General features: G+C 74.3%; 17 protein-coding genes. 11 read left to right on the forward strand and 6 right to left on the reverse strand.

Annotated elements, in window-relative coordinates; translation table 11 throughout:
- Positions 1 to 43 precede the first annotated feature (43 nt).
- Positions 44 to 1084, forward strand: coding sequence for an ABC transporter ATP-binding protein (locus AB0J72_RS54560; protein WP_363415782.1), 1041 nt, complete (start codon positions 44 to 46; stop codon positions 1082 to 1084).
- On the opposite strand, the gene AB0J72_RS54565 is transcribed toward AB0J72_RS54560, so the two are convergent.
- Positions 999 to 1577 carry a TetR family transcriptional regulator gene (locus AB0J72_RS54565; protein WP_363415785.1) on the reverse strand — a complete coding sequence of 193 codons (579 nt, stop codon included), beginning with the start codon at positions 1575 to 1577 and terminating at the stop codon, positions 999 to 1001. The genes AB0J72_RS54560 and AB0J72_RS54565 overlap by 86 nt on opposite strands.
- 67 nt (positions 1578 to 1644) lie before the next feature.
- Here AB0J72_RS54565 and AB0J72_RS54570 point away from each other — a divergent pair, with 67 nt between their 5' ends.
- Both AB0J72_RS54570 and AB0J72_RS54575 read left to right on the forward strand, forming a co-directional pair.
- Complete coding sequence (locus AB0J72_RS54570) at positions 1645 to 2784, forward strand: alkane 1-monooxygenase (protein ID WP_363415787.1); 1140 nt, start codon at positions 1645 to 1647, stop codon at positions 2782 to 2784.
- 95 nt (positions 2785 to 2879) lie between these two features.
- Positions 2880 to 4016, forward strand: coding sequence for a cellulose binding domain-containing protein (locus AB0J72_RS54575; RefSeq protein WP_363415790.1), 1137 nt, complete (start codon positions 2880 to 2882; stop codon positions 4014 to 4016).
- Between the two features lie 34 nt (positions 4017 to 4050).
- Here the strand turns inward: AB0J72_RS54575 and AB0J72_RS54580 are convergent, their stop codons facing one another.
- The gene (locus AB0J72_RS54580) at positions 4051 to 4716 is read right to left on the reverse strand and encodes a DUF4386 domain-containing protein (protein ID WP_363415793.1); all 666 of its coding nucleotides are present in this window, start codon (positions 4714 to 4716) and stop codon (positions 4051 to 4053) included.
- 64 nt (positions 4717 to 4780) lie between these two features.
- Between AB0J72_RS54580 and AB0J72_RS54585 the strand changes: the two genes are divergently transcribed.
- On the forward strand, positions 4781 to 5449 hold the full coding sequence (locus AB0J72_RS54585) for a TetR/AcrR family transcriptional regulator C-terminal domain-containing protein (RefSeq protein WP_363415795.1): 669 nt from the start codon (positions 4781 to 4783) through the stop codon (positions 5447 to 5449).
- Here AB0J72_RS54585 and AB0J72_RS54590 read toward each other — a convergent pair.
- Entirely contained in the window at positions 5435 to 7957 is a 2523-nt protein-coding gene (locus tag AB0J72_RS54590) for a DUF4132 domain-containing protein (protein ID WP_363415798.1), read from the reverse strand. The two genes, AB0J72_RS54585 and AB0J72_RS54590, sit on opposite strands and share 15 nt — an antisense overlap.
- Before the next feature lie 36 nt (positions 7958 to 7993).
- On the opposite strand from AB0J72_RS54590, the gene AB0J72_RS54595 reads away from it, so the two are divergent.
- The 3 genes from AB0J72_RS54595 (at position 7994) to AB0J72_RS54605 (ending at position 10607) form a co-directional block, all read left to right on the forward strand.
- Entirely contained in the window at positions 7994 to 9043 is a 1050-nt protein-coding gene (locus AB0J72_RS54595; protein ID WP_363415801.1) for an aldo/keto reductase, read from the forward strand.
- Positions 9044 to 9123: 80 nt separating this feature from the next.
- On the forward strand, positions 9124 to 9630 hold the full coding sequence (locus tag AB0J72_RS54600; RefSeq protein ID WP_363415804.1) for a DUF6582 domain-containing protein: 507 nt from the start codon (positions 9124 to 9126) through the stop codon (positions 9628 to 9630).
- Positions 9631 to 9647: 17 nt separating this feature from the next.
- A complete protein-coding gene (locus AB0J72_RS54605) occupies positions 9648 to 10607 on the forward strand; it encodes a LacI family DNA-binding transcriptional regulator (RefSeq protein ID WP_363415807.1) in 960 nt (319 codons plus the stop codon).
- A 13-nt stretch (positions 10608 to 10620) separates the two neighbouring features.
- Here AB0J72_RS54605 and AB0J72_RS54610 read toward each other — a convergent pair whose 3' ends face one another.
- Complete coding sequence (locus AB0J72_RS54610; protein ID WP_363415810.1) at positions 10621 to 11490, reverse strand: alpha/beta hydrolase; 870 nt, start codon at positions 11488 to 11490, stop codon at positions 10621 to 10623.
- A 301-nt stretch (positions 11491 to 11791) separates the two neighbouring features.
- On the opposite strand from AB0J72_RS54610, the gene AB0J72_RS54615 reads away from it, so the two are divergent.
- From AB0J72_RS54615 to AB0J72_RS54625, 3 genes are all read left to right on the forward strand, one after another.
- Entirely contained in the window at positions 11792 to 14338 is a 2547-nt protein-coding gene (locus tag AB0J72_RS54615; RefSeq protein ID WP_363415813.1) for a glycine-rich protein, read from the forward strand.
- 77 nt (positions 14339 to 14415) lie between these two features.
- On the forward strand, positions 14416 to 14658 hold the full coding sequence (locus tag AB0J72_RS54620) for a hypothetical protein (RefSeq protein WP_363415816.1): 243 nt from the start codon (positions 14416 to 14418) through the stop codon (positions 14656 to 14658).
- On the forward strand, positions 14655 to 17261 hold the full coding sequence (locus tag AB0J72_RS54625) for a glycoside hydrolase domain-containing protein (protein WP_363415819.1): 2607 nt from the start codon (positions 14655 to 14657) through the stop codon (positions 17259 to 17261). Before AB0J72_RS54620 ends, AB0J72_RS54625 begins: the two co-directional genes overlap by 4 nt.
- A gap of 5 nt (positions 17262 to 17266) precedes the next feature.
- Here AB0J72_RS54625 and AB0J72_RS54630 read toward each other — a convergent pair whose 3' ends face one another.
- The gene (locus tag AB0J72_RS54630) at positions 17267 to 17698 is read right to left on the reverse strand and encodes a hypothetical protein (RefSeq protein ID WP_363415821.1); all 432 of its coding nucleotides are present in this window, start codon (positions 17696 to 17698) and stop codon (positions 17267 to 17269) included.
- Positions 17699 to 17806: 108 nt separating this feature from the next.
- On the opposite strand from AB0J72_RS54630, the gene AB0J72_RS54635 reads away from it, so the two are divergent.
- Complete coding sequence (locus tag AB0J72_RS54635; protein WP_363415824.1) at positions 17807 to 18805, forward strand: aldo/keto reductase; 999 nt, start codon at positions 17807 to 17809, stop codon at positions 18803 to 18805.
- Here AB0J72_RS54635 and AB0J72_RS54640 read toward each other — a convergent pair.
- Positions 18786 to 19346: a helix-turn-helix domain-containing protein gene (locus tag AB0J72_RS54640; RefSeq protein ID WP_363415827.1), complete on the reverse strand. Its 561-nt coding sequence runs from the start codon at positions 19344 to 19346 to the stop codon at positions 18786 to 18788. The two genes, AB0J72_RS54635 and AB0J72_RS54640, sit on opposite strands and share 20 nt — an antisense overlap.
- Positions 19347 to 19384 lie beyond the last annotated feature (38 nt).

A 19384-nucleotide genomic window follows, 5' to 3' on the forward strand; every position in this document is an offset into this window, starting at 1 on the left:
GACCGGTCCGGCGCGTCAGTACCGGCTTCCCTGAGCACCCCTGATGCTCCTCGGCGCGGTCGCCCTCGCCGAGCCCGTCCTCACCCTCCCCGATGCCGCCATCGCCCGCCGTGCCGCCGCCGGGGCGACCGGCCGCCTCGCCGCCGTCGCCGCGCTGCCCCGTCCGGCTGCACCGTCCACGGGGGATGCCACGGCGGTGGGGGACGACCTGACCCTTCCCGACGCCGCCATTGCCCGCCGTGCCGCCGCCGGGGCGACCGGCCGCCTCGCCGCCGTCGCCGCGCTGCCCCGTCCCGCCGCACCGTCCGCCGCACCGTCCACAGGGGACGCCGCGGCGGTGGGGGACGGCCTGACCCTGGCCGTGGAGCACCTCGCGGCGGCCTGGGATCCGGGGCGGGGGCCCGCGCTGCGCGGGCTGGACCTGCGGCTGCCGCCGGGGCGGCGGGTCGCGGTGCTCGGCGCGTCGGGCAGCGGGAAGTCGACGCTCGCGGCGGTGCTGGTGCGGATGCTCGACCCCCGGGAGGGCCGTGTCACGCTCGGCGGCCTCGACCTGCGGGACCTGCCCGACGCCGTGCTGCGCTCCACCATCGGACTCGTGGGGGACGCCGCGGACCACGTGTTCGCGACCACGGTGCGGCAGAACCTGCTCCTCGCCCGGCCCGCGGCGACGGACGACGAGCTCCGCGCGGCGCTGGCCGGGGCGCGGCTCGGGGCGTGGCTCGGCAGCCTGCCGGAGGGCCTCGACTCGTGGCTCGGCGAGGGCGGCGCGACCATCTCCGGCGGGCAGCGGCGGCGGCTCGCGATGGCCCGGGCGCTGCTCGCCGGGCCGCGGGTGCTCGTGCTCGACGAGCCGACCGAGGGCCTCGACGAGCAGGAGGCGGCCGCGCTCATGGCCGACCTGCTGGACGCCGCGGCGGGCCGCACGGTGCTGCTGCTGACCCACCGCCACGACGGCCTGGAGCACGTCGACGAGGTGTACGACCTGGTCGACGGCCGGCTTACGGCACGAGCAGGCGCACCAGCACGTCCGTCAGCTCCTCCGCGGTCCGTTCGGGAGGCTGCGACGGCTGCACGATGTGGCTGACGACCAGCCGTACGATCGACTCGGCCGCCACCGCGACGACCTTCGGGTCATGGTCGGGCAGGTGGGTGCCCGCCCACTCGACGACGATGGCGGTGGCCGCCGAGAGCAGCAGCTCCAGGCGGGTGGTGAGGTAGGGGAGCAGCCCGTCGGCCCCGGTGAGGATCGCCTTGATGAGCGGGTTGGCGTCCGCCTCGACGAGCGTGTGCCGGATCGCGGCGTGTCCGGCGGCGCGGATGTCGGCGCCGTGGCGCAGCAGTACTGCCCGCACGTCGCCGACGAACAGCCCGATCTCCCGCGCCGCCAGGGCCTCGGCGAGGCCGGCCTTGTCGCCGAACTCGTTGTAGACCGTCTGGCGGCTCACCCCGGCGGCGACGGCGACGTCCGCCATCCGCACGCCTTCCCAGCCGCTGCCGATCGTGAGGTCCCGGGCGGCGGTCACGAGCGTCTCGCGCAGCCGCGCCCGGTTCGTCTCCCGGTACGTCACCGGCAGCATGGTAGACGTCGGACGTTGACGCGTCCAGATTCTTGACACGGAGACGGTTCGTGTAAACCATGGCGGCATGACCGTCGATGCCTGGCGGGACCGCCGCCTGCCGCTCTGGCCCCTCGCGCTCGTCGTGCCCGCCCTGGCCTTCGCCGGGCTCGCCCTGGCCGGAGGCCCCGCCGGGCCGTGGGGCTGGTGGCTGGCGCCCGTCGTCGTCTTCGGGCTGATCCCGCTCGTCGACCTCGCCTTCGGCGACGACCGGCAGAACCCGCCGGAGGAGGCGGTGCCGGCGTTGCAGCGCTCCCCGTACTACCGGTGGATCACGTACCTGTACCTGCCGGCGCAGTACGCGGCGCTGGTCGTGACCTGCCGGGAGTGGGCGGCCGGGGTCGGGCCCGCCGCCGGTGCGGGGCTGGTGCTGACGGCCGGCATCGTCAACGGCATCGCCATCAACACCGCCCACGAGCTGGGCCACAAGCGCGAGCGGGTGGAGCGGTGGCTGTCGCGGATCGCGCTCGCCCCGACCGGCTACGGGCACTTCTTCGTCGAGCACAACCGCGGCCACCACGTGCGGGTCGCGACCCCGGAGGACCCCGCGAGCGCCCGGCTCGGCGAGTCGTTCTGGCGGTTCTGGCCGCGCACCGTCGCCGGCAGCCTGCGCTCCGCGTGGCGCCTGGAGACCGCGCGGTTGAGGCTGCGCGGCCGCAACCCGTGGACGTGGCGCAACGACGTGCTGACCGCGTGGGCGATGACCGTGCTGCTGTTCGCGGCGCTGACGGCGGTGCACGGCTGGACGGTGCTGCCGTTCCTCGCGCTGCAGGCGGTGGCCGGCTTCTCGCTGCTGGAGGCCGTCAACTACCTGGAGCACTACGGGCTGCTGCGGCAGCCGACCGGGACCGGCCGGCCGGAGAAGGTCGACCCGCGGCACAGCTGGAACAGCGACCGCCTCGTCACGAACGTCTTCCTGTTCCAGCTGCAGCGGCACAGCGACCACCACGCGAACCCGCTGCGCCGGTACCAGACGCTGCGCACGTTCGACGTGTCGCCGCGGCTGCCGGCCGGCTACGCGACGATGGTGGTCGTCGCGCTGGTCCCGCCGCTGTGGCGCCGGATCATGGACCCGCGCGTGCTCGCCCACTACGGCGGCGACGCGTCCCTGGCCAACCGGGACCGTAACTTTCACGCCCCGCCCGCTGCCCGGACCGCCACCGGTTGACCGTTGTCGATGCGTGCGCCTACCTTCCCCACGCGAAGCCAGTCGAAGCGCTTCGACGCGTGTCAAGCACGCATGTCAGCGAAGGAAGGGCCGCCATGCGAAGGCGCACCGCTGTACTCCTGTCCACCGCGGCGCTCGGCGCGGCTGCGGCCGGCGTCGTCGTCACGGCGCCGAACGCGTCGGCCGCCACCGGCTGCCGCATCACGTACGCCATCGCCAACCAGTGGCCGGGCGGGTTCGGCGCGAACGTCACCGTCACCAACCTCGGCGACCCGGTCAGTGCCTGGACCGTCGTCTGGTCCTACTCGGCCGGGCAGACGGTGACCCAGGCGTGGAGCGCGACCGTGGCCCAGAGCGGGTCGCAGGTCACCGCGAAGAACGCCGGCTACAACGGGTCCCTGGCCACCGGGGCGAGCACCTCGTTCGGGTTCAACGGGTCCTGGACCGGCAGCAACCCGGTGCCGGCGAGCTTCACCCTCAACGGCACCGCCTGCGCCGGCGGCGTCTCCACGGCGAGCCCGACGCCGTCCCGGACGCCGTCGAGGACGCCCAGCTCGACGCCGTCCAACCCGGGCACCGGCGTGCCGTCCGACGCCGCCTGGGTCGCCACCGGCGCCTGGGACCAGTGGACGAACAACGGGTACACCGTCATCAACGACGTCTGGGGCTCCGGCGCCGGGCCGCAGACCATCTGGGCCCGCAGTGGCACCAACTGGGGGGTCGTCGCCGAGCACCCGCGGACCAGCGGCGTGAAGTCCTACCCGCACACCGGCAAGACGCTCAACCGCACGCTCAGCTCGCTCAGCTCGGTGCGCAGCTCGTTCAACGTCAGCGTGCCCGCCGACGGCGACTACGCGACCGCGTACGACATCTGGGCCAACAACAACGCCTACGAGGTAATGATCTGGGCGAACCAGCACGGCGCGGTCGGCCCGATCGCCGAGTCGTACGACGCGAACGGCGCGGTCCCCAACGCCCGCAACGTCAACGTCGGCGGCCACACCTGGAACGTCTACCGCGGCTCGAACGGCGCCAACGCCGTCTTCTCCTTCGTGCGGACCAGCACCACGAACGCCGGTACCGTCGACGTCCTGGCGGTCCTGCAGTGGCTGCGGACCCAGAACTGGTGGGGCGACGTGACCATCGGCCAGGCCCAGTTCGGCTTCGAGATCACCGGCACCGCCGGCCGGGCCGCCTTCGTCGACAACAGCTTCTCCCTCGACTACAGCTGAGGCCGCGGCCGGGGCCCACGACCGCGGCTGAGACCTACGGCTGCGGCTGGAGCTGGGCCTCCGGCTGCGGGGCGGTCCGGCGCACGCCGCGGACGATCAGGTAGCCGACCATCCACAGCTCGCCGACGGTCGCGGGCAGGACCAGCAGGTCCGCGGCCGCCGGCACGGCGTGCTCGCTGAACGCGGCGAGCACGTAGCCGGCGCCGCCGGCGACGAGGACCCAGCCGAGGGCGCGGGGCATCCAGCCGGAGCGCAGCACGCACCAGCCCATCGGGATCAGCCACAGGCCGAAGAAGATCCCGCCGGCGCTCCAGAGCGCGCCGCTCACCAGGTACAGCAGCTGGACCTGCGCGCCGTCCCGCACCGACAGCGTGGTGCTGAGCAGCGCCGCGCTGACCAGGATGACGACCGCGTTCACGGTGCCGAAGACCGCGATCGCGCCGGCGGCGAAGCTGTCCGCGGTGCGGAACAGCCGGTAGAACCACAGCGCGGCCAGGGCCTGCGTGAGGACGGTCAGCAGCTCCAGGGCGACCCCGGCGCGGGCGAGCGACCCGTGCGCGGTGACGTTGGCCAGGGTGGCGGCCGGGTCGCCGTCGACGAACAGCCGCGAGCGCACGAGCAGGAACCCGAGCCCGCCCGCGACGGCGAGGCCGAGGTAGAGCAGGCCGGTGACGCGGGCGGTGCGGACCAGCGGGTCCATGTCTCCTCCTGAGACGAGGGTCAACCTTACAAGGTAAGGTAACCATACGTTGTAAGGTGACGCAATGCGGAGTGCGCTCAGCCGGGAGAAGGTCCTTGCCGCGGCGGTGGCCCTGGCCGACGCGGACGGCATCCGGGCGCTGACGATGCGGCGGCTCGCCGCGGACCTCGGCGTCGAGGCGATGTCGCTCTACCACCACGTGCCCGACAAGGAGACGCTGCTCGACGGCGTCGCCGACACCGTGGTCGCCGAGGTCGTGGCGGGCGCGGGCGGGGGGAGCGGGGGAGAGGACTGGCGGGAGGTGCTGCGCCGGCGGTTCCTCGCCGCCCGCCGGGTGATGCTGCGGCACCCGTGGGCACCGGCGCTGCTCGGCACCCGCCGGACGATCCCCATGAGCGTCATCGGCTACTACGACGGGATCCTCGGCACCCTGGTCGCGGCCGGGTTCACCTACCGCCTGGCGCACCGGGCGGTGCACGCGTTCGGCAGCATGCCGCTCGGCTTCGCGCAGGAGGTGTTCAGCCCCGCCGCGGCCGGCGGCAGCATGGACGTCGAGGCCACCGAGGCGGAGCTCGCCGCGATGGCCGCCACCGTGCCGCACCTGACCGCCATGGTCGCCGCCGAGGTCCACGCCGCGGCCGACCCCACGCTCGGCTGGTGCGACAGCCAGGTCGAGTTCGAGTTCACCCTGGACCTGCTGCTGGACGGCCTGGAGCGGCTACGGGCGGGATAGGCCGTGCAGGTCGCGCAGCAGCTCCGACATCGCCACCGCGTCCACCGCGCCCAGCTCGACGTCGCCGGTGGCGTTGCGCCAGTACCCCATGCGGGTCCGCGACACGATGAGCGCGTGCAGCGTCTGCTCGGGGTGCTCGCCGGGGCGGCCGATCGAGAAGCCCGGCTCCACCCGGACGTAGGCGCGCGCTCCGTCGGGCAGCGGCCGCTCGATCCACGGCTGGTGCCCGTTGTCCTGGGGCGCGGCGCGGCTCCAGCCGAGCCGTTCGAGGCCCAGCACCCGCCCCGACGGCACCACCCGGCCGTCGAACGTGGTGAGCCCGGTGGCCTTCGCCTCCTCGGGCGTGAGCGCGTAGGTCTCCCGGGCCAGCTGCGGGAAGGGCTGGAGCAGCTCGTAGTCGGCGAACACCTCGGCCCACCGGGCCACGTCACCGAGGCGTAGCGGGTGGGCGACCGAGACGGGCGCGTCACCGGCCAGCTTGACCGTGTCGTCGTCGACGCCGGCGTACGAGCCGTCCTCCGCCACCCGGAAGTCCACTGTGGACGTCCAGACCAGCCGGCGGGCGATGTGCCGTACCAACGGATGACCGACGACGAAGGAGGCGAACTCGTCCGCCGTCCAGCAACGACCGGTCACCATCGCCCGCTCGAACCGGCCGATCTGGTCGCCGGCGAGGGTCCGCACGTCCTTCTTGAGCGCCGTGAACCGCTGGTACGCGGCCGGGCCGAGGGCGGCGTCGTCCCGCGCGCCGGGCTTCGGCAGCGACTTGAGCCGCTTGCCGGCCTCGTCGGCGACGGTCGGGCGCAGCTGGTCGTCGAAGCCGACGACGAACCGGCGCGGCCCGTAGTCGAGCACCAGGCCGCCGCTGTCGTCCAGGCCGAGGTCCGGCACGAGCCGGTCGGCGAGCTGCTCGCCGGTCAGGCCCAGCCGCGAGGCGACGGTGTGCAGCATGCCGCGCGCGCTGGAGCGGAGCCCGGCGAACTTGACCTTCTCCGCGACGTCGTTGAGGTGGATGAGCGCCACGTCGGTGCCGAGCCCGGTCAGCACCGACAGCCCGGCGACGGACCGCTGGTGCCCGCCGGTGCCGGGCCACACCTTGATGAGCGGGGTCAGCCGCCGCACCACGTCGTCGTCGCCGATCCAGGCGAGGCCGTGCATCGCCCACGTGGCGCCGGACGGCATCCCGATCGACTGCCACCGCTGGAAGAGCGCCCAGCCGAACGCGGCGAGGGACGCCCGGTCGCACGCCGCCACGACCTCGGCGAGCCCGGCCGGCGCCGCACCGGCCCGGGACCGGCTCAGCAGCGCGACCAGCCGCCGGGCGGCGTCGACCGGCAGGACGCCGCCGCCGAGCAGCCGGACGCGCGGCAGGATCGCGGCGTCCGCCCACCCGGGCAGGTCGGGCGCCGGTCCGCCGTCCAGCGGCGCCGGCGCCTCACCGGAATCCTCGGGCGCGCCGGAGTACCCGGCGGCGTACGCCTCGCACAGCGCACCGGCCGGGCCCTCGGCCCCTTCGAGGAGGCGGACGGCGCGGGCGGGGGAGCGCTGCGCCGCGTCGAACAGCGCGAGCAGCGCGTGCGGCTGGGCGGCGTGCGCGGCGAGCGCCCGGAACGCGTCGTCGTCCGGCAGCGCGGCGAGGGCGGTCGCGATCCGGCCGAGCACGTCGCCCCGCCACGAGGGCAGCATGCCCATCCGCTCGCCGAGGACGGGGACGATCGCGGCGCCGACCCCGTCCAGGACCGTCGCCAGCGAGGCGTCGGACTCGATGAGGTGCTCGCGCCAGTAGGCCGGGTCGAAGCGGTCCAGCTGCCGCCCGTCGCCGAGCGACCACAGGACGAGCCTGACCACGTCCCCCTTCCCGGCGGTGTTCGCGACCAGTACGTCCTCGTCGACCCAGTCCGTGCACTGCGGCAGCAGGAACGCCGCCGCGGCCTGCGACAGCGGGCCCCGCGCGGCGCGCGTCGCCGCCAGCGCGGCGCGCACGGGTGACGGGTCCGCCTCGTGGACGAGGTGCGCCCGGACCCGGCCGAGGATCGGCATCCAGTCCAGGTTGCCGGACTCGGCGGGCAGCCGGCGGCTGACGGGCTCGTGGCGCTGGTGGAACCTCGTGCCGGGCTCGCCGACCCGCAGCCCGGCCAGCTCGGCCGCGGCGACGGCGGCGAACACCGGCCCGCGGGCCGCGATCCAGGCGTCCGCGACCACGGCCGTGTCCACCCGGGAGCCGGCGAGCTTGCGCAGGACCTTCGCGGTGACGGCGGCGGCGCCGAGCGGCGGCACGGCGGCGGTCCCGCCGGCGGGGAACCCCTCCGCCGCCTCCCGCACCTCGGCGTCGGTCTCGGGGCGGGCCAGGGACTCGGCGAGGTCGCCGGCCTTCGTCGCGACGAGGCGCTCGAACTTCTTCACCGCGTCTTTCACCCCGGCCGGCGGCGGCACGGCCGTGCCACCCCGCCGCGGGTACATCCCGGCGAGCCACGACGACGGAAGCACGGGCGAATCCTCATTACGCACCGGCACACCCTAGTGGTCCGTGGGTATGGTGGCGGCGTGGAGTATCGCGCGCTCGGCCGGTCCGGTCTGATGGTGTCCGTCCTCACGATGGGGACGATGACGTTCGGCGGCAAGGGCGGCTTCGCCGCGGTCGGCGCCACCGACGTTCAGGAGGCGCGCCGACAGGTCGACATGTGCCTCGACGCCGGGGTGAACCTCATCGACACCGCCGACGTCTACTCCTCGGGTGAGTCGGAGAAGATTGTCGGGGAGGTCCTGAAGGGCCGCCGCGACGAGGTCCTGGTCGCCACGAAGGTGCGCATGCCGATGGGGCCCGGCCCCAACGACGCCGGCCTGTCCCGGCAGCACGTCATCGCCGGCTGCGAGGCGAGCCTGCGCCGGCTCGGCACCGACCACATCGACCTCTACCAGCTGCACGAGTGGGACGGCGTGACGCCGCTGCAGGAGACGTTCGAGGCGCTGGACCTGCTGGTCCGCGCCGGGAAGGTCCGCTCCGTCGGCCTGTCCAACTTCGCCGGCTGGCAGCTGATGAAGGCGGTCGGCACTGCGATCATGCACGGCCTGCCGCGCCCCGTCAGCCAGCAGATCTACTACTCGCTGCAGGCCCGCGACGCGGAGTACGAGCTGATCCCCGCCGCCGTCGACCAGCACCTCGGGGTCCTGGTCTGGAGTCCCCTGGCGGGCGGGCTGCTGTCGGGCAAGTACCGGCGCGGGGTCGAGCCCCCGGCCGGTGCCCGCCACCTCAGCGAGTGGGACGAGCCGCCGGTGTACGACCAGGAGAAGCTCCACGACACGGTGGAGGCCCTCGTGGAGATCGGCGCGGGGCACGGGGTCTCGGCCGCACAGGTCGCCCTCGCGTACATCCTCGGCCGCCCGGCGGTCACGTCGCTGGTGATCGGTGCCCGCACCGGCGAGCAGCTCGCCGACAACCTCGCCGCCGCCGACCTGGTCCTCACCGACGAGGAGCGCCGCCGGCTGGACGAGGTGAGCGCGCTGAAGCTGCTCTACCCGTACTGGCACCAGGCGAAGACCGCGCGCGACCGGCTCTCGGCGGCGGACCTCACCCTCCTGGGCCCGCACCTGTAGGCCCACCCGGGCCGCCCGCGCTCGGCATGGACCGGCGGATCCCGGGGGTACAGCGGCGGATCCCGGGGTACAGCAGCAGTATGGCTGCACGCAGACAGAGTAAGAACGAGCTGGATGCCGGCGACCGGAACGCGATGCCCGACAGCGCCTACGCGTTCCCCCGCCAGCGCAAGGAACCGCTCAACGACGCGTCGCACGTGCGCAACGCGATCGCGCGGTTCGACCAGGTCCGCGACGCGACCGACGCGGAGCGGGCGGAGGCGTTCAAGCGCATCAAGCGCGCCGCGAAGCGGCACGGCGTCGACATGACCGAGACGCGCTGGCAGGAGCTCGGCAAGCCGTCCGCCACCATGAGGTCCTCCGACAAACCCCGGGCCGGCGCCGCCCGCGGGAACCAGTCACGCGCCAGCACTGCCAGTGGGAACCAGTCGCGCGCCGGCGCTGCCAGTGGGAACCAGTCGCGCGCCGGCGCTGCCAGTGGGAACCAGTCGCGCGACGAGCTGTACGCGGAGGCGAAGCGCCGCGACGTCAAGGGCCGCTCGTCGATGAACAAGAGCCAGCTGGAGCGGGCGCTCAGCGGCAGTTGATCGACTACCGTTACGGCATGGAACAGCAGCGTCCGAAGCTCGCCGACGTGGCGCGGGTGGCCGGCGTGTCCCGGGCGACCGCGTCCCGGGCCATCAACGGCCTGCCCGGCACCACGGACGCGATGCGCCGCCGGGTCCGTGAGGTCGCCACGCAGCTCGGCTTCGAGCCGCACGCGGCCGCGCGGGCCCTGGCGACCGGCCGGGCCGGGTCGAGCCGCCCGGAGCACATCGAGGTCCTCATCGTCGACCCCGACCCGGCCGCGCTCAGCGTCAAACCGTTCTACGGCCGGGTCCTCACCGGCGCGCTGCGCGCCCTCGCCGGCCACGACGTCGCGCTGCAGGTCAGGCAGGTCCCGGCACCGCCGGCGCGGGCCGGTGACCCGCCGTTCGGCCAGGTCCTCATCAACATGCCGGCGGCCGCCGCGGCCGCCCTGCGCCGCACCCGCACGGTCGCGCTGGGCGAGACCGCGCCCGGCATCCCGTTCGTCGCCCCCGACAACTACGGCGGCGGCCACCAGGCCGCCACCCACCTCGTCGCGACCGGCCGCCGCCGCGTCGGCGCCGTCTTCGGCCCGGCGACCCCGTGCGCGCGGGAGCGCAAGGCCGGCTTCCTGCGCACGATGGCCGCCGCCGGCCAGACCGTCCTGTCGGTCGACGGCGACTTCACCCGCGCGCGGGCCTACGCGGCGATGCGGGAGCTGCTCACCCTGGAGCCGGACCTCGACGCGGTCTTCGCGGCGTGCGACGTGTCCGCGATGGGCGTCCTGCAGGCGCTGCGCGAGGCGGGCCGGAAGGTGCCCGACGACGTCGCCGTGGTCAGCTTCGACGGCAGCGCCCTCGCCGAGGCCGCGGACCTGTCGTCGGTCTACATGCCGGTGGAGGAGGAGGCCGCCTCGGCGATCAGCCGCCTGCTCGACCCCGCCCTCCCACCGGCCGCCCGCCTGCCGACCACGCTCACCCTCCGCGGCTCCAGCTGAGGCGGGCTGTTGCTTACGCCAGCACCTCGCGGAGCTTGGCGGCGAACTCCGCGGGCTTGCCGGCGTACGGGTGGTCGCCGCCGATGAAGCCGCCGTGGTGGCTGGGGAAGACGGTCGTCTCCTGGCCGAGCAGCGCCGCGGTCCCGTCGGAGGTGCGGGCGGTGTAGGTGCCCGCTGACTCCTCGCCGACGGCGACCACGACGCGGGCCGGTGCGCCGGTGAGCGCCGCCGCGTCGGGCCGGTAGTCGGTGATCGGCCACGACCGCTTCGACAGCAGCGGGTCGTCGCGGCTGCCGTCGTCGTCGGCCGGCATGCCGAACATCGCCGGGTCGGGGGTCGGCTGGTCGAAGAACTCGTCGGTGAACTCGCCCTGCCACGACGTCATGAGGATGAACGCGGCCATGCCGGCGCCTGCCCCCTTCGCCTCGTAGGCGTCGTTGAACATGGCCCGGGCCCGTTCGGCGGCGGCCGCGTCGGGCAGCACCGCGTTGATCGGCGGCTCGTGCGCGACCAGCGTGGCGACGTCGCCGGGGTGGGCCGTGACCAGCTCGAGGGCGGTCACGGCGCCGCCGCTGGTGGCGAACATGTCGACCGCGCCGGCGCCGAGCTCGCCGATCAGCGCGTGCAGGTCCGCCGCCTGTTGCTGTGGCGTGTTGTCGTTACGGCCGTCGCTGCGCACGCTCCGCCCGAGGCCCCGGGGGTCGTACGTGATGACAGTGCGGTCGTCGAAGTGGCCGGCGAGCTCGGTGAACCCGTCGGCAGTCATGGGCTGGCCGATCATGAACAGCACCGGGCGCCCGCCGGCGGGCGGGAGCGGCCCGCGGACGTCATAGACCAGGTCCGCACCGGGCAGCGCGAGGGTGTGTGTCTGCGTCTCCACCATGCGGCGAGCCTAGGGCATCCCGGCCCCGCCGGCTGGCGATCCGCACGGCGGTGCGCCGTTCGGGGCGCTGCCCGCGGGCCCCTGTCAAGTCCCATGCCCGGGCACGACAGCCACGCCGTGCCATCGGGCCCCGCGGTCCTCATCCGTACGCCTGATATCCGAAATACCACCTAGGTGAATGTTTTCCCTGTTTAAGGTGATTTTTGGTATCAGGTCTACGGGGGAGAGCAGGTTGGAGCAGAAGTTCGGTGCTTGCCGCGATCGCGCGGCGAGCACCCGCAGGCGGCGGCGAACGGCGGGCGTGGCCTTGGCCGTCGCCACGACGAGCGTGATCGTGCCGTTCATCCACGCCGCGCCGGTGCGGGCGGCCGCCGTCACGTGTACGCCGACCAACGGCACCGACTGCGTCCGGTTCACGTACACCGGGGCCGACCAGACCTTCACCGTGCCGCCCGGGATCACGCTGATCGAGGCCGCCCTGTTCGGTGCCGGCGGCGCGAGCTCGCTGGAGGGCAAGGGCGGCGGCGGCGGGTACACGACCGGCTCGATCGCCGTCAGCCCCGGCCAGGTCCTCACGATCACCGTCGGCGAGGGCGGCAAACCCAACTCCGCCGTCGGCACGTACGGAGCCGGCGGCCGCGGCGGCGAGGTCGACGGCGGGCTGGTGGAGACCGCCCTCGAGGACGGCGGCAGCGGCGGCGGCATGTCCGCGATCTGGTCCACGTCCTACGGTGTCGGCCCGCTGCTCATCGCCGGTGGCGGCGGCGCGGCCTCGATCGAGACGTCCAGCGACGGCGGCGGTGGCGGCGGCGCGAACGGCGCCGGCGGGGTGGGCACCGGCACCGCCGGTGGCGGTGGCTCCCAGATCGCAGGCGGGGCGGCCGGCAACGACGGCTGCGGGGAAGGCGACGACGGCGCCGCGTTCCAGGGCGGCGCCGGCGGCGACGGCTACAAGCCGGGCGGCGGTGGCGGTGGCGGCTACTACGGCGGTGGTGGCGGCGACTGCAAGGCGAACTTCGCCAGCGTCAAGTTCGCCGGATCGGCCGGCGGCGGCTCCGGGTACAAGCACAACAGCGGCGTCTTCGGCGCCTACACCTACCAGGCGACCGACGACAAGTCCGCCGGTGACACCGCGACGCTGCACCAGTCGGGGACCGGTGGCGCCGAGGAGAACGGCCAGGTCGTCATCCAGTGGGTCACGCCGCCGACCGCGTCCCCGCTGACGTCGTCCGGCCCGTACGGGACGGCGCAGACGGTGACGGTGCCGGTGCCGCTGACCGGGACGGTCTTCCTGCTCGACGCATCCAACGTGCAGGTCACCACCCTCACGGTCCCGGGGCAGGGCACGTACACCGTGAACCAGGCCGACATCACGTTCACCCCCGCCGACGGCTTCTCCGGCACCGCGACCCCGGTCGGGTACCGGGTGAAGGTCGGCGAGAACAACGCGAACTCGACCTACACGCCGACGGTCGCCGCCCCGCCGGCGCCGACCGCGCCGACGCCCGCCGCGCTGACCAGCACGGGTCTCGGCACCACGCCGCAGAGCGCGACGGCGACCGTCCCGTCGGGCGGCACCGTCACGCTGCTCGGCGCCACCGGCCAGCAGGTCACCAAGGTGACGGTCGCGAAGCAGGGCACGTACGTGCTGACCCCGGCCACCGGCGTCATCACGTTCACGCCCGTCGCCGGGTTCCTCGGCACGGCCACCCCCGTCAAGTACCGGCTGACCAACGCCGCCGGTCTGTCGGGCGACTCCACGTACACGCCGACCGTCACGAAACCCGCCAGGCCGAACCCGGTGGCGAAGACCACCACCGGCCTCGGCACCGCGACGCAGACGGCCGACGTCGACGTGCCCGAGGGCGGGACGGTCGAGTTCGTGTCCGGCGGCACCACGGTCGCGTCGCTGACGGTGCCCGGGCAGGGCACGTACGGCTGGAACGGCACCGACAAGACGCTCACGTTCACGCCGTTCGCCGGCTACATCGGAGTCGCGACGGCCGCCACCTACCGGGTGACCGACGCCTACGAGCAGCACGGCGACTCGACCTACACCGCGACCGTGACGATCCCGCCGCCGCCGGCCGCGCCGGACCGCACCACCAGCGGCGTGGGCGTCACCCCGCAGACGGCGACGCTGCCGGTGCCGGCGAAGGGCACCATCGCGCTGATCGACGCCGACGGTAACGCGGTCACGTCCCTGTTCTTCCCCGGCAAGGGCACCTACACGCTGCACCTCGCCGACGCGGGCGGCGCTTCGATCGCGGCCGCCGGCACCGTGCCGAACCCGTCGCAGCAGGAAGGCGCCGCCACCGTCGTCTTCACGCCGGTGCTGGGCTTCCACGGCCAGCTGCCGCCGGTCGACTACCGGGTGACCGACGCGTACGGGCAGACGGCGAACGCGACGTACACGCCGCTGGTGACGATCCCGGCCCCGCCGGCGCCGCCGAGCCGGACCACGCAGGGCCCGCCGGACAAGACGCAGACGGCCACGCTGCCCGTGCCGGCCGGCGGCTCGATCACCCTGCTCGACGCCCGCGGCCGCCCCGCCGTCGTGGTCCGGATCGCCGGCCAGGGGACGTACGTGCTGCAACCGGCGAACGGGCACATCAGCTTCGTCGCGATCACCGGCTTCGCCGGCCAGGCGAGCAAGGTCCGCTACCGGGTCACCGACGCCTACGGCCAGACCGCGGAGTCGTTCTACTCCGCGTACGTCTTCGGCACGGCGCTCGCGGTGACGGGCCTCGGCCTGCTCGACCTGATCCTGGTCGGCTCGACGATGATCCCGACGGGCGCGACGCTCATGGTCCTGGGCAGCCGCCGCCGTCGCCCGCGGCTCGCCTGACCATCCGGACCGGTGACGACCACCCAGGCCGTCACCGGTCCCGGAAAATGTCATACCTCGGCGGTACCGTGCGGGCCATGCAGCCGTTTTCGTCGCCTCTGGAGCGCCTCGGTGACGTGCCGTGGGCCGAGCTGGGGCACGCCTACGGTTCGGCGGCCGACGTGCCGGACCTGATCTTGGCGCTGCGGTCGCAGGACGCCGACGCGCGTGCGCGGGCCCGCTGGCACCTGTATGGCAACATCTTCCACCAGGGCACCCGGTATTCGGGTCGGCGAGGGACGGCAACACGTGGCCCGGGGCGGTGCGGCCGTTCGGGATGATCTCGTGGAGCCCCACCAGCACGCGGGGGGACCAGACGTCGACCGGGGCGGCCAACGGCTACCAGTACGACGTCACCAGGATCCGCGGGCTCAGCCTGACGCACGTCAACGGGGCCGGGTGCAACCCCGGGGCGGCCGGGGACGTGCCGATCCTGCCGTTCGCCGGCGCCGTGGACTCTTCGCCGTCGGCGGACAGCACGGACGCGAAGTACGCCACGAACTTCAGCCACGCGAACGAGAGCGCGAAGCCCGGCCGGTACACCGTCACCCTCGACAACGGGGTGAGGTCCGACCTGGCGGTGACGGCGCGGGCCGGGGTCGGGCAGTTCACGTTCCCCGCGGGGAAGCCCGCGAACCTGCTCTTCCGCACGTCCAACTCGCTCAACGGCAGCGAGGACGCCGAGATCACCATCGACGCGGCCGGGCGGACGGTGCGCGGGTCGGTGCTCACCGGGGCGTTCTGCGGGCGGCGGGCCAACGGCGGCACGAACAACCGGCGCACGTACTACCGGTTGTACTTCAGCGCGCAGTTCGACAAGCCGGTCACGGGCACGGGCACCTGGGTCAACGGGACGCTGCAGCCGAACGGCACCCGCGCCACCGGCGGCGAGGGGTACGCGACCGGCGCGGACCGGGCCGGGCGCGGGTCCGGCGGCTGGGTGTCGTTCGCCCAGGGCAGCGACGTGCGGATGCGGATCGGCATCTCGTACGTGAGCCTGGCCGGCGCCGAGCGCAACCGGGACACCGAGCTGCCCGCCGGCGTGTCGGTGCCGACGGTGGCGGCGCAGGGGCTCGAGGACTGGCAGCGGCAGCTGCGGGCGGTGCAGGTCGGCGGGGGCAGCACCGCGCAGCGGACCACGTTCTACACGGCGCTGTACCACTCGCTGCTGCAGCCGAACCTGGTCAGCGACGTCGACGGCAGCTACTTCGGCACCGACCTGGCCGTGCACCAGGTGAGCGCCGGGCAGGGCGCGCAGTACGGCACGTTCTCCGGCTGGGACCAGTACCGGGCGCAGATCCAGCTGCTCGCGTTGCTGAAGCCGGCGGTGGCGGGCGACTACGCGCAGTCGATGTTCCAGTTCGCGCAGCAGAACCGCGGGATCTGGGACCGCTGGCTGCACAACAACGGCGCCACGCACGTGATGACCGGCGACCCGGCGGCGCCGACGCTCGCGACGTTCGTGGCGATGGGCGCCGACCACTTCGACACGGCCGGCGCGTACGCGTCGCTGCTGCGGCAGGCGACGGTGCAGAACGTCGACGCGCTCAACGACGGCGGGTGCCCGGGGCAGTGCACGGGGCAGCGGCCCGCCCTCAACCAGTACCTGGCGTCGCACTACGCGCCGCAGGACGCCTGCCACTGCTGGGGTGGCGCCGCGGAGACCCTGGAGAACTCGCTCGCCGACTTCTCCCTCGGCATGTGGGCGCAGCGGCTCGGCCGGACCGCCGAGCAGGCGACGATGCTGGAGCGGGCCAACTGGTGGCGCAACACCGTCGGCAACTGGGCCGTCAAGGGCGGCAGCGCGCTGCGGTACGACCCCGCCAACGAACCCGGTCTGCACACGCCGTGGCTGTACAACGGGCTCGGGCAGCCGTGGAAGACGCAGGCGACGACCCGGGAGATCGTCGACACCGTCTACGCCACCGGCCCGGGCGGCCTGCCCGGCAACGACGACCTCGGCACCATGTCCGCGTGGTACGTGTTCGCGGCGATGGGCGTCTTCCCGCAGGTGCCGGGCCGGGCGGAGCTGCTCGTCGGCAGCCCGCTCTTCCCCACCGTGCACGTGGCCCGCGACAACGGTGTCGGCATCGTCATCGACGCGCCCGCCACGACCGACGCGGCGCAGTACGTGCAGTCCGCGACGCTGGACGGCGTCGCGTACGGCCGGAGCTGGCTGCCGGAGTCGTTCGTCCGTACCGGCGGAACCCTGAACCTCACGATGGGCACGGCCGCGTCGACCTGGGGCTCGCCGCCGCCGGACCAGGTCGGTGTCGCCTCGTTCTGCGGGCCGGTCAGCCGCCCGCAGGGCACGGCCGTGTCGACGTGGCCGTTCGACGGCACCGCCGGCGGCGCGACCCTCGTCGGCGCTCCACAGTGGACCGCCGGGCACGCCGGGCAGGCGTTGCTGCTCAACGGCTCCGGCCAGTACGCGGACACGGGCCGGGCGGTGCTGCCGACGACCGGCAACTACACGGTCGCCGCCTGGGTGCGCCTGGACGCGGCCGGGGCGTTCCGGACCGTCGTCAGCCAGGACGGCGCCACGAGCAGCGCGTTCTTCCTCCAGTACAGCGGCGCCGACAAGACCTTCGCGATGAGCTTCGCCGACCGGCGCGCGCTCGCCCCGTTCACCCCGGTCACGGGCCGCTGGTATCACCTCGCCGGGGTGCGGGACGCGAATGCCGGGCACCTGAGCCTCTACGTCGACGGTGTCATCGCCCGGCAGATCGACGCGTGCACGGCCGACGCCGCGACCGGTCCGCTCGTCATCGGCCGGGCCCGGTGGGGCGGCGCCCCGGTCGACTACTGGGCGGGCGCGGTCGACGACGTGCGCGCCTACGACCGCGCCCTCACCGCAGCCCAGGTCAAAGCCCTGGCTTCATGAGCTGATCAGACGTCGACGTCGATCTGGATGGTGCCGGTGTCGACGTCGCAGACCTCGGCGGCGTCGCCGGTCAGGTGGAAGTCGACGTTGTACGGGTGGCCGGCGCCGCCGCCGTCGGTGAGGGTCAGGTTGGCGAAGCCGGTGCCGTCGTCGGTGTGCTGGGAGGAGACGAGCTTCGTCTTCCACGGGCGGGCGAGGTCGGTGAAGTCGGCGCGGAGCTCGTCGGCGGTGGGCGGGGCCGCGCCGGCGGCGTCGCACCAGTGGGACGCGGCGGCGGTGTAGTCGGCGCGCTCCAGCTCGCCGAAGAGCTGCTCGACGGCGAGCCGGATGCGCTTGCCGTCGCCGTAGTCGAACGGGTCGGTGGAGAAGCCGCACGCCGTGAGGGTGAGGGTGAGGCAGGCGGTGGCCGTGAGCCTGCGCGGCAGCGTCAGCGTCATGGGCGCCACGGTAGGCGCCGGCGGGTCGCCGGACCGTCGTGCCGCTGACACCCGCCGTGCGTCGCGCGTCACGACCACGGGCGGTCGCGGGCAGGGCATGATCGTGGGGTGCGGGCCGACGACGTGGTGGAGCTGGGCCGGACCGGGCTGCGGGTGAGCCGCCTCGGGCTGGGGCTCGCGTCGCTCGGTGGGCTGTTCGCGCCGGTGCGCGACGAGACGGCGGCGGCGACCGTCGACCGGGCCTGGGAGCTCGGGATCCGGCTGTTCGACACGGCGCCGGTGTACGGGTACGGCCGCTCGGAGACCCGGTCGGGGGCGGCGCTGCGGGGGCGCCCGCGCGACGAGTTCGTGCTGTGCACCAAGGTCGGCCGGCTGATCGAGCCCGGCGGTCCGGACACGCAGGACATCTGGGCGGACCCGCCGCCCGGGGTCGGGCCGCGGCTGGACTTCGGCTACCGGGCGGTGCGGCGATCCGTCGAGGACAGCCTGGAGCGGCTCGGGCTCGACCGGGTCGACGTGCTGCACATCCACGACCCCGACCTCGACTATCCGGTGGCGCTCGGCGAGGCGTACCGGGCGCTCGCGGACCTGCGCGCCGCCGGCGTGATCCGGGCGGTGTCGCTCGGCGTCAACCACGCGGACGTCGCGGCGCGGTTCCTGCGGGAGGCGCCGGCGCCGGGGCCGGACTGCGTGCTGCTCGCCGGGCGGTACACGCTGCTGGACCAGTCCGGCCTGGCCGACCTGCTGCCGTTGTGCGCGCGGCACGGGGTGGCGGTGCTCGCGGCGGGCGTGTTCCAGGCCGGCCTGTTCGCCGAGCCGAGGACCGGGGCGGCGTACGGCTACCCGGACGTCCCCGCGGCGCTGCTCGACCGGGTCCGGGCGGTCCGCGAGGTGTGCGCCGCGCACGGCGTGCCACCGCTGGCGGCGGCGATCCAGTTCGCGTTCGGGCATCCGGCGGTCGCTGCGGTGGTCGTCGGCGCGAGGACGCCGGAGGAGGTCGCCGGCAGCGCCGGGCTCCTGGCGCATCCGGTGCCGCCGCGGCTGTGGGGGGCGCTCAAGGCGGCGGGACTGCTGCCGGACGACGCGCCTACGCCTGCGGGGCGGTGACGCAGACGCCGTCGAGCATGAGGTCGATCGAGCGCGTCGCGGCGTCGGGGTCGGCGGCCTCCACCACCCCCTCGATCATCGTGCAGAGCAGCGCCAGGTCCGCCGGGGTGAGGTCGGACCGGACCAGGCCGGCCTGCTGGGCGCTGCGCAGCGGCGCCGTGAGCGTGGTGATCATGCGTTGCTGGTACCGGTCGCGCGTCTGCCGATCGAGCCGCCGCACGTGCAGGACCAGGGGGCGCATCGCGATCTGCGTGCGCAGCAGCTCGGCCAGCACGTCCCGGAACGCGGCCGGGCGGTCGGCCCTCGCCGCCACGAACGCCTCGAGGCGGGCCAGCTCGTGCGCGACGACCGCGGCGGTCAGCGCCTGCCGGTCGGGGAAGTGCCGGTAGAGGGTCGCCTGGCCGACGCCGGCCCGCCGGGCGATCTCCGGCATCAGCACCGTCGTGTGCCGGCCCAGCATCAGCTCGGTGGCGGCCTCGACGATCGCCGAGCGGTTGCGCTGCGCGTCCCGGCGGCGCGGCGTCTGTACGCCGTACAACACGGCCTCCACCCCCTCAAAACCGGCACAGCGACCCCTCA

This window comes from Dactylosporangium sp. NPDC049742 (assembly GCF_040674675.1).
In the GTDB taxonomy this organism is placed as follows: Bacteria; Actinomycetota; Actinomycetes; order Mycobacteriales; family Micromonosporaceae; genus Dactylosporangium; species Dactylosporangium maewongense.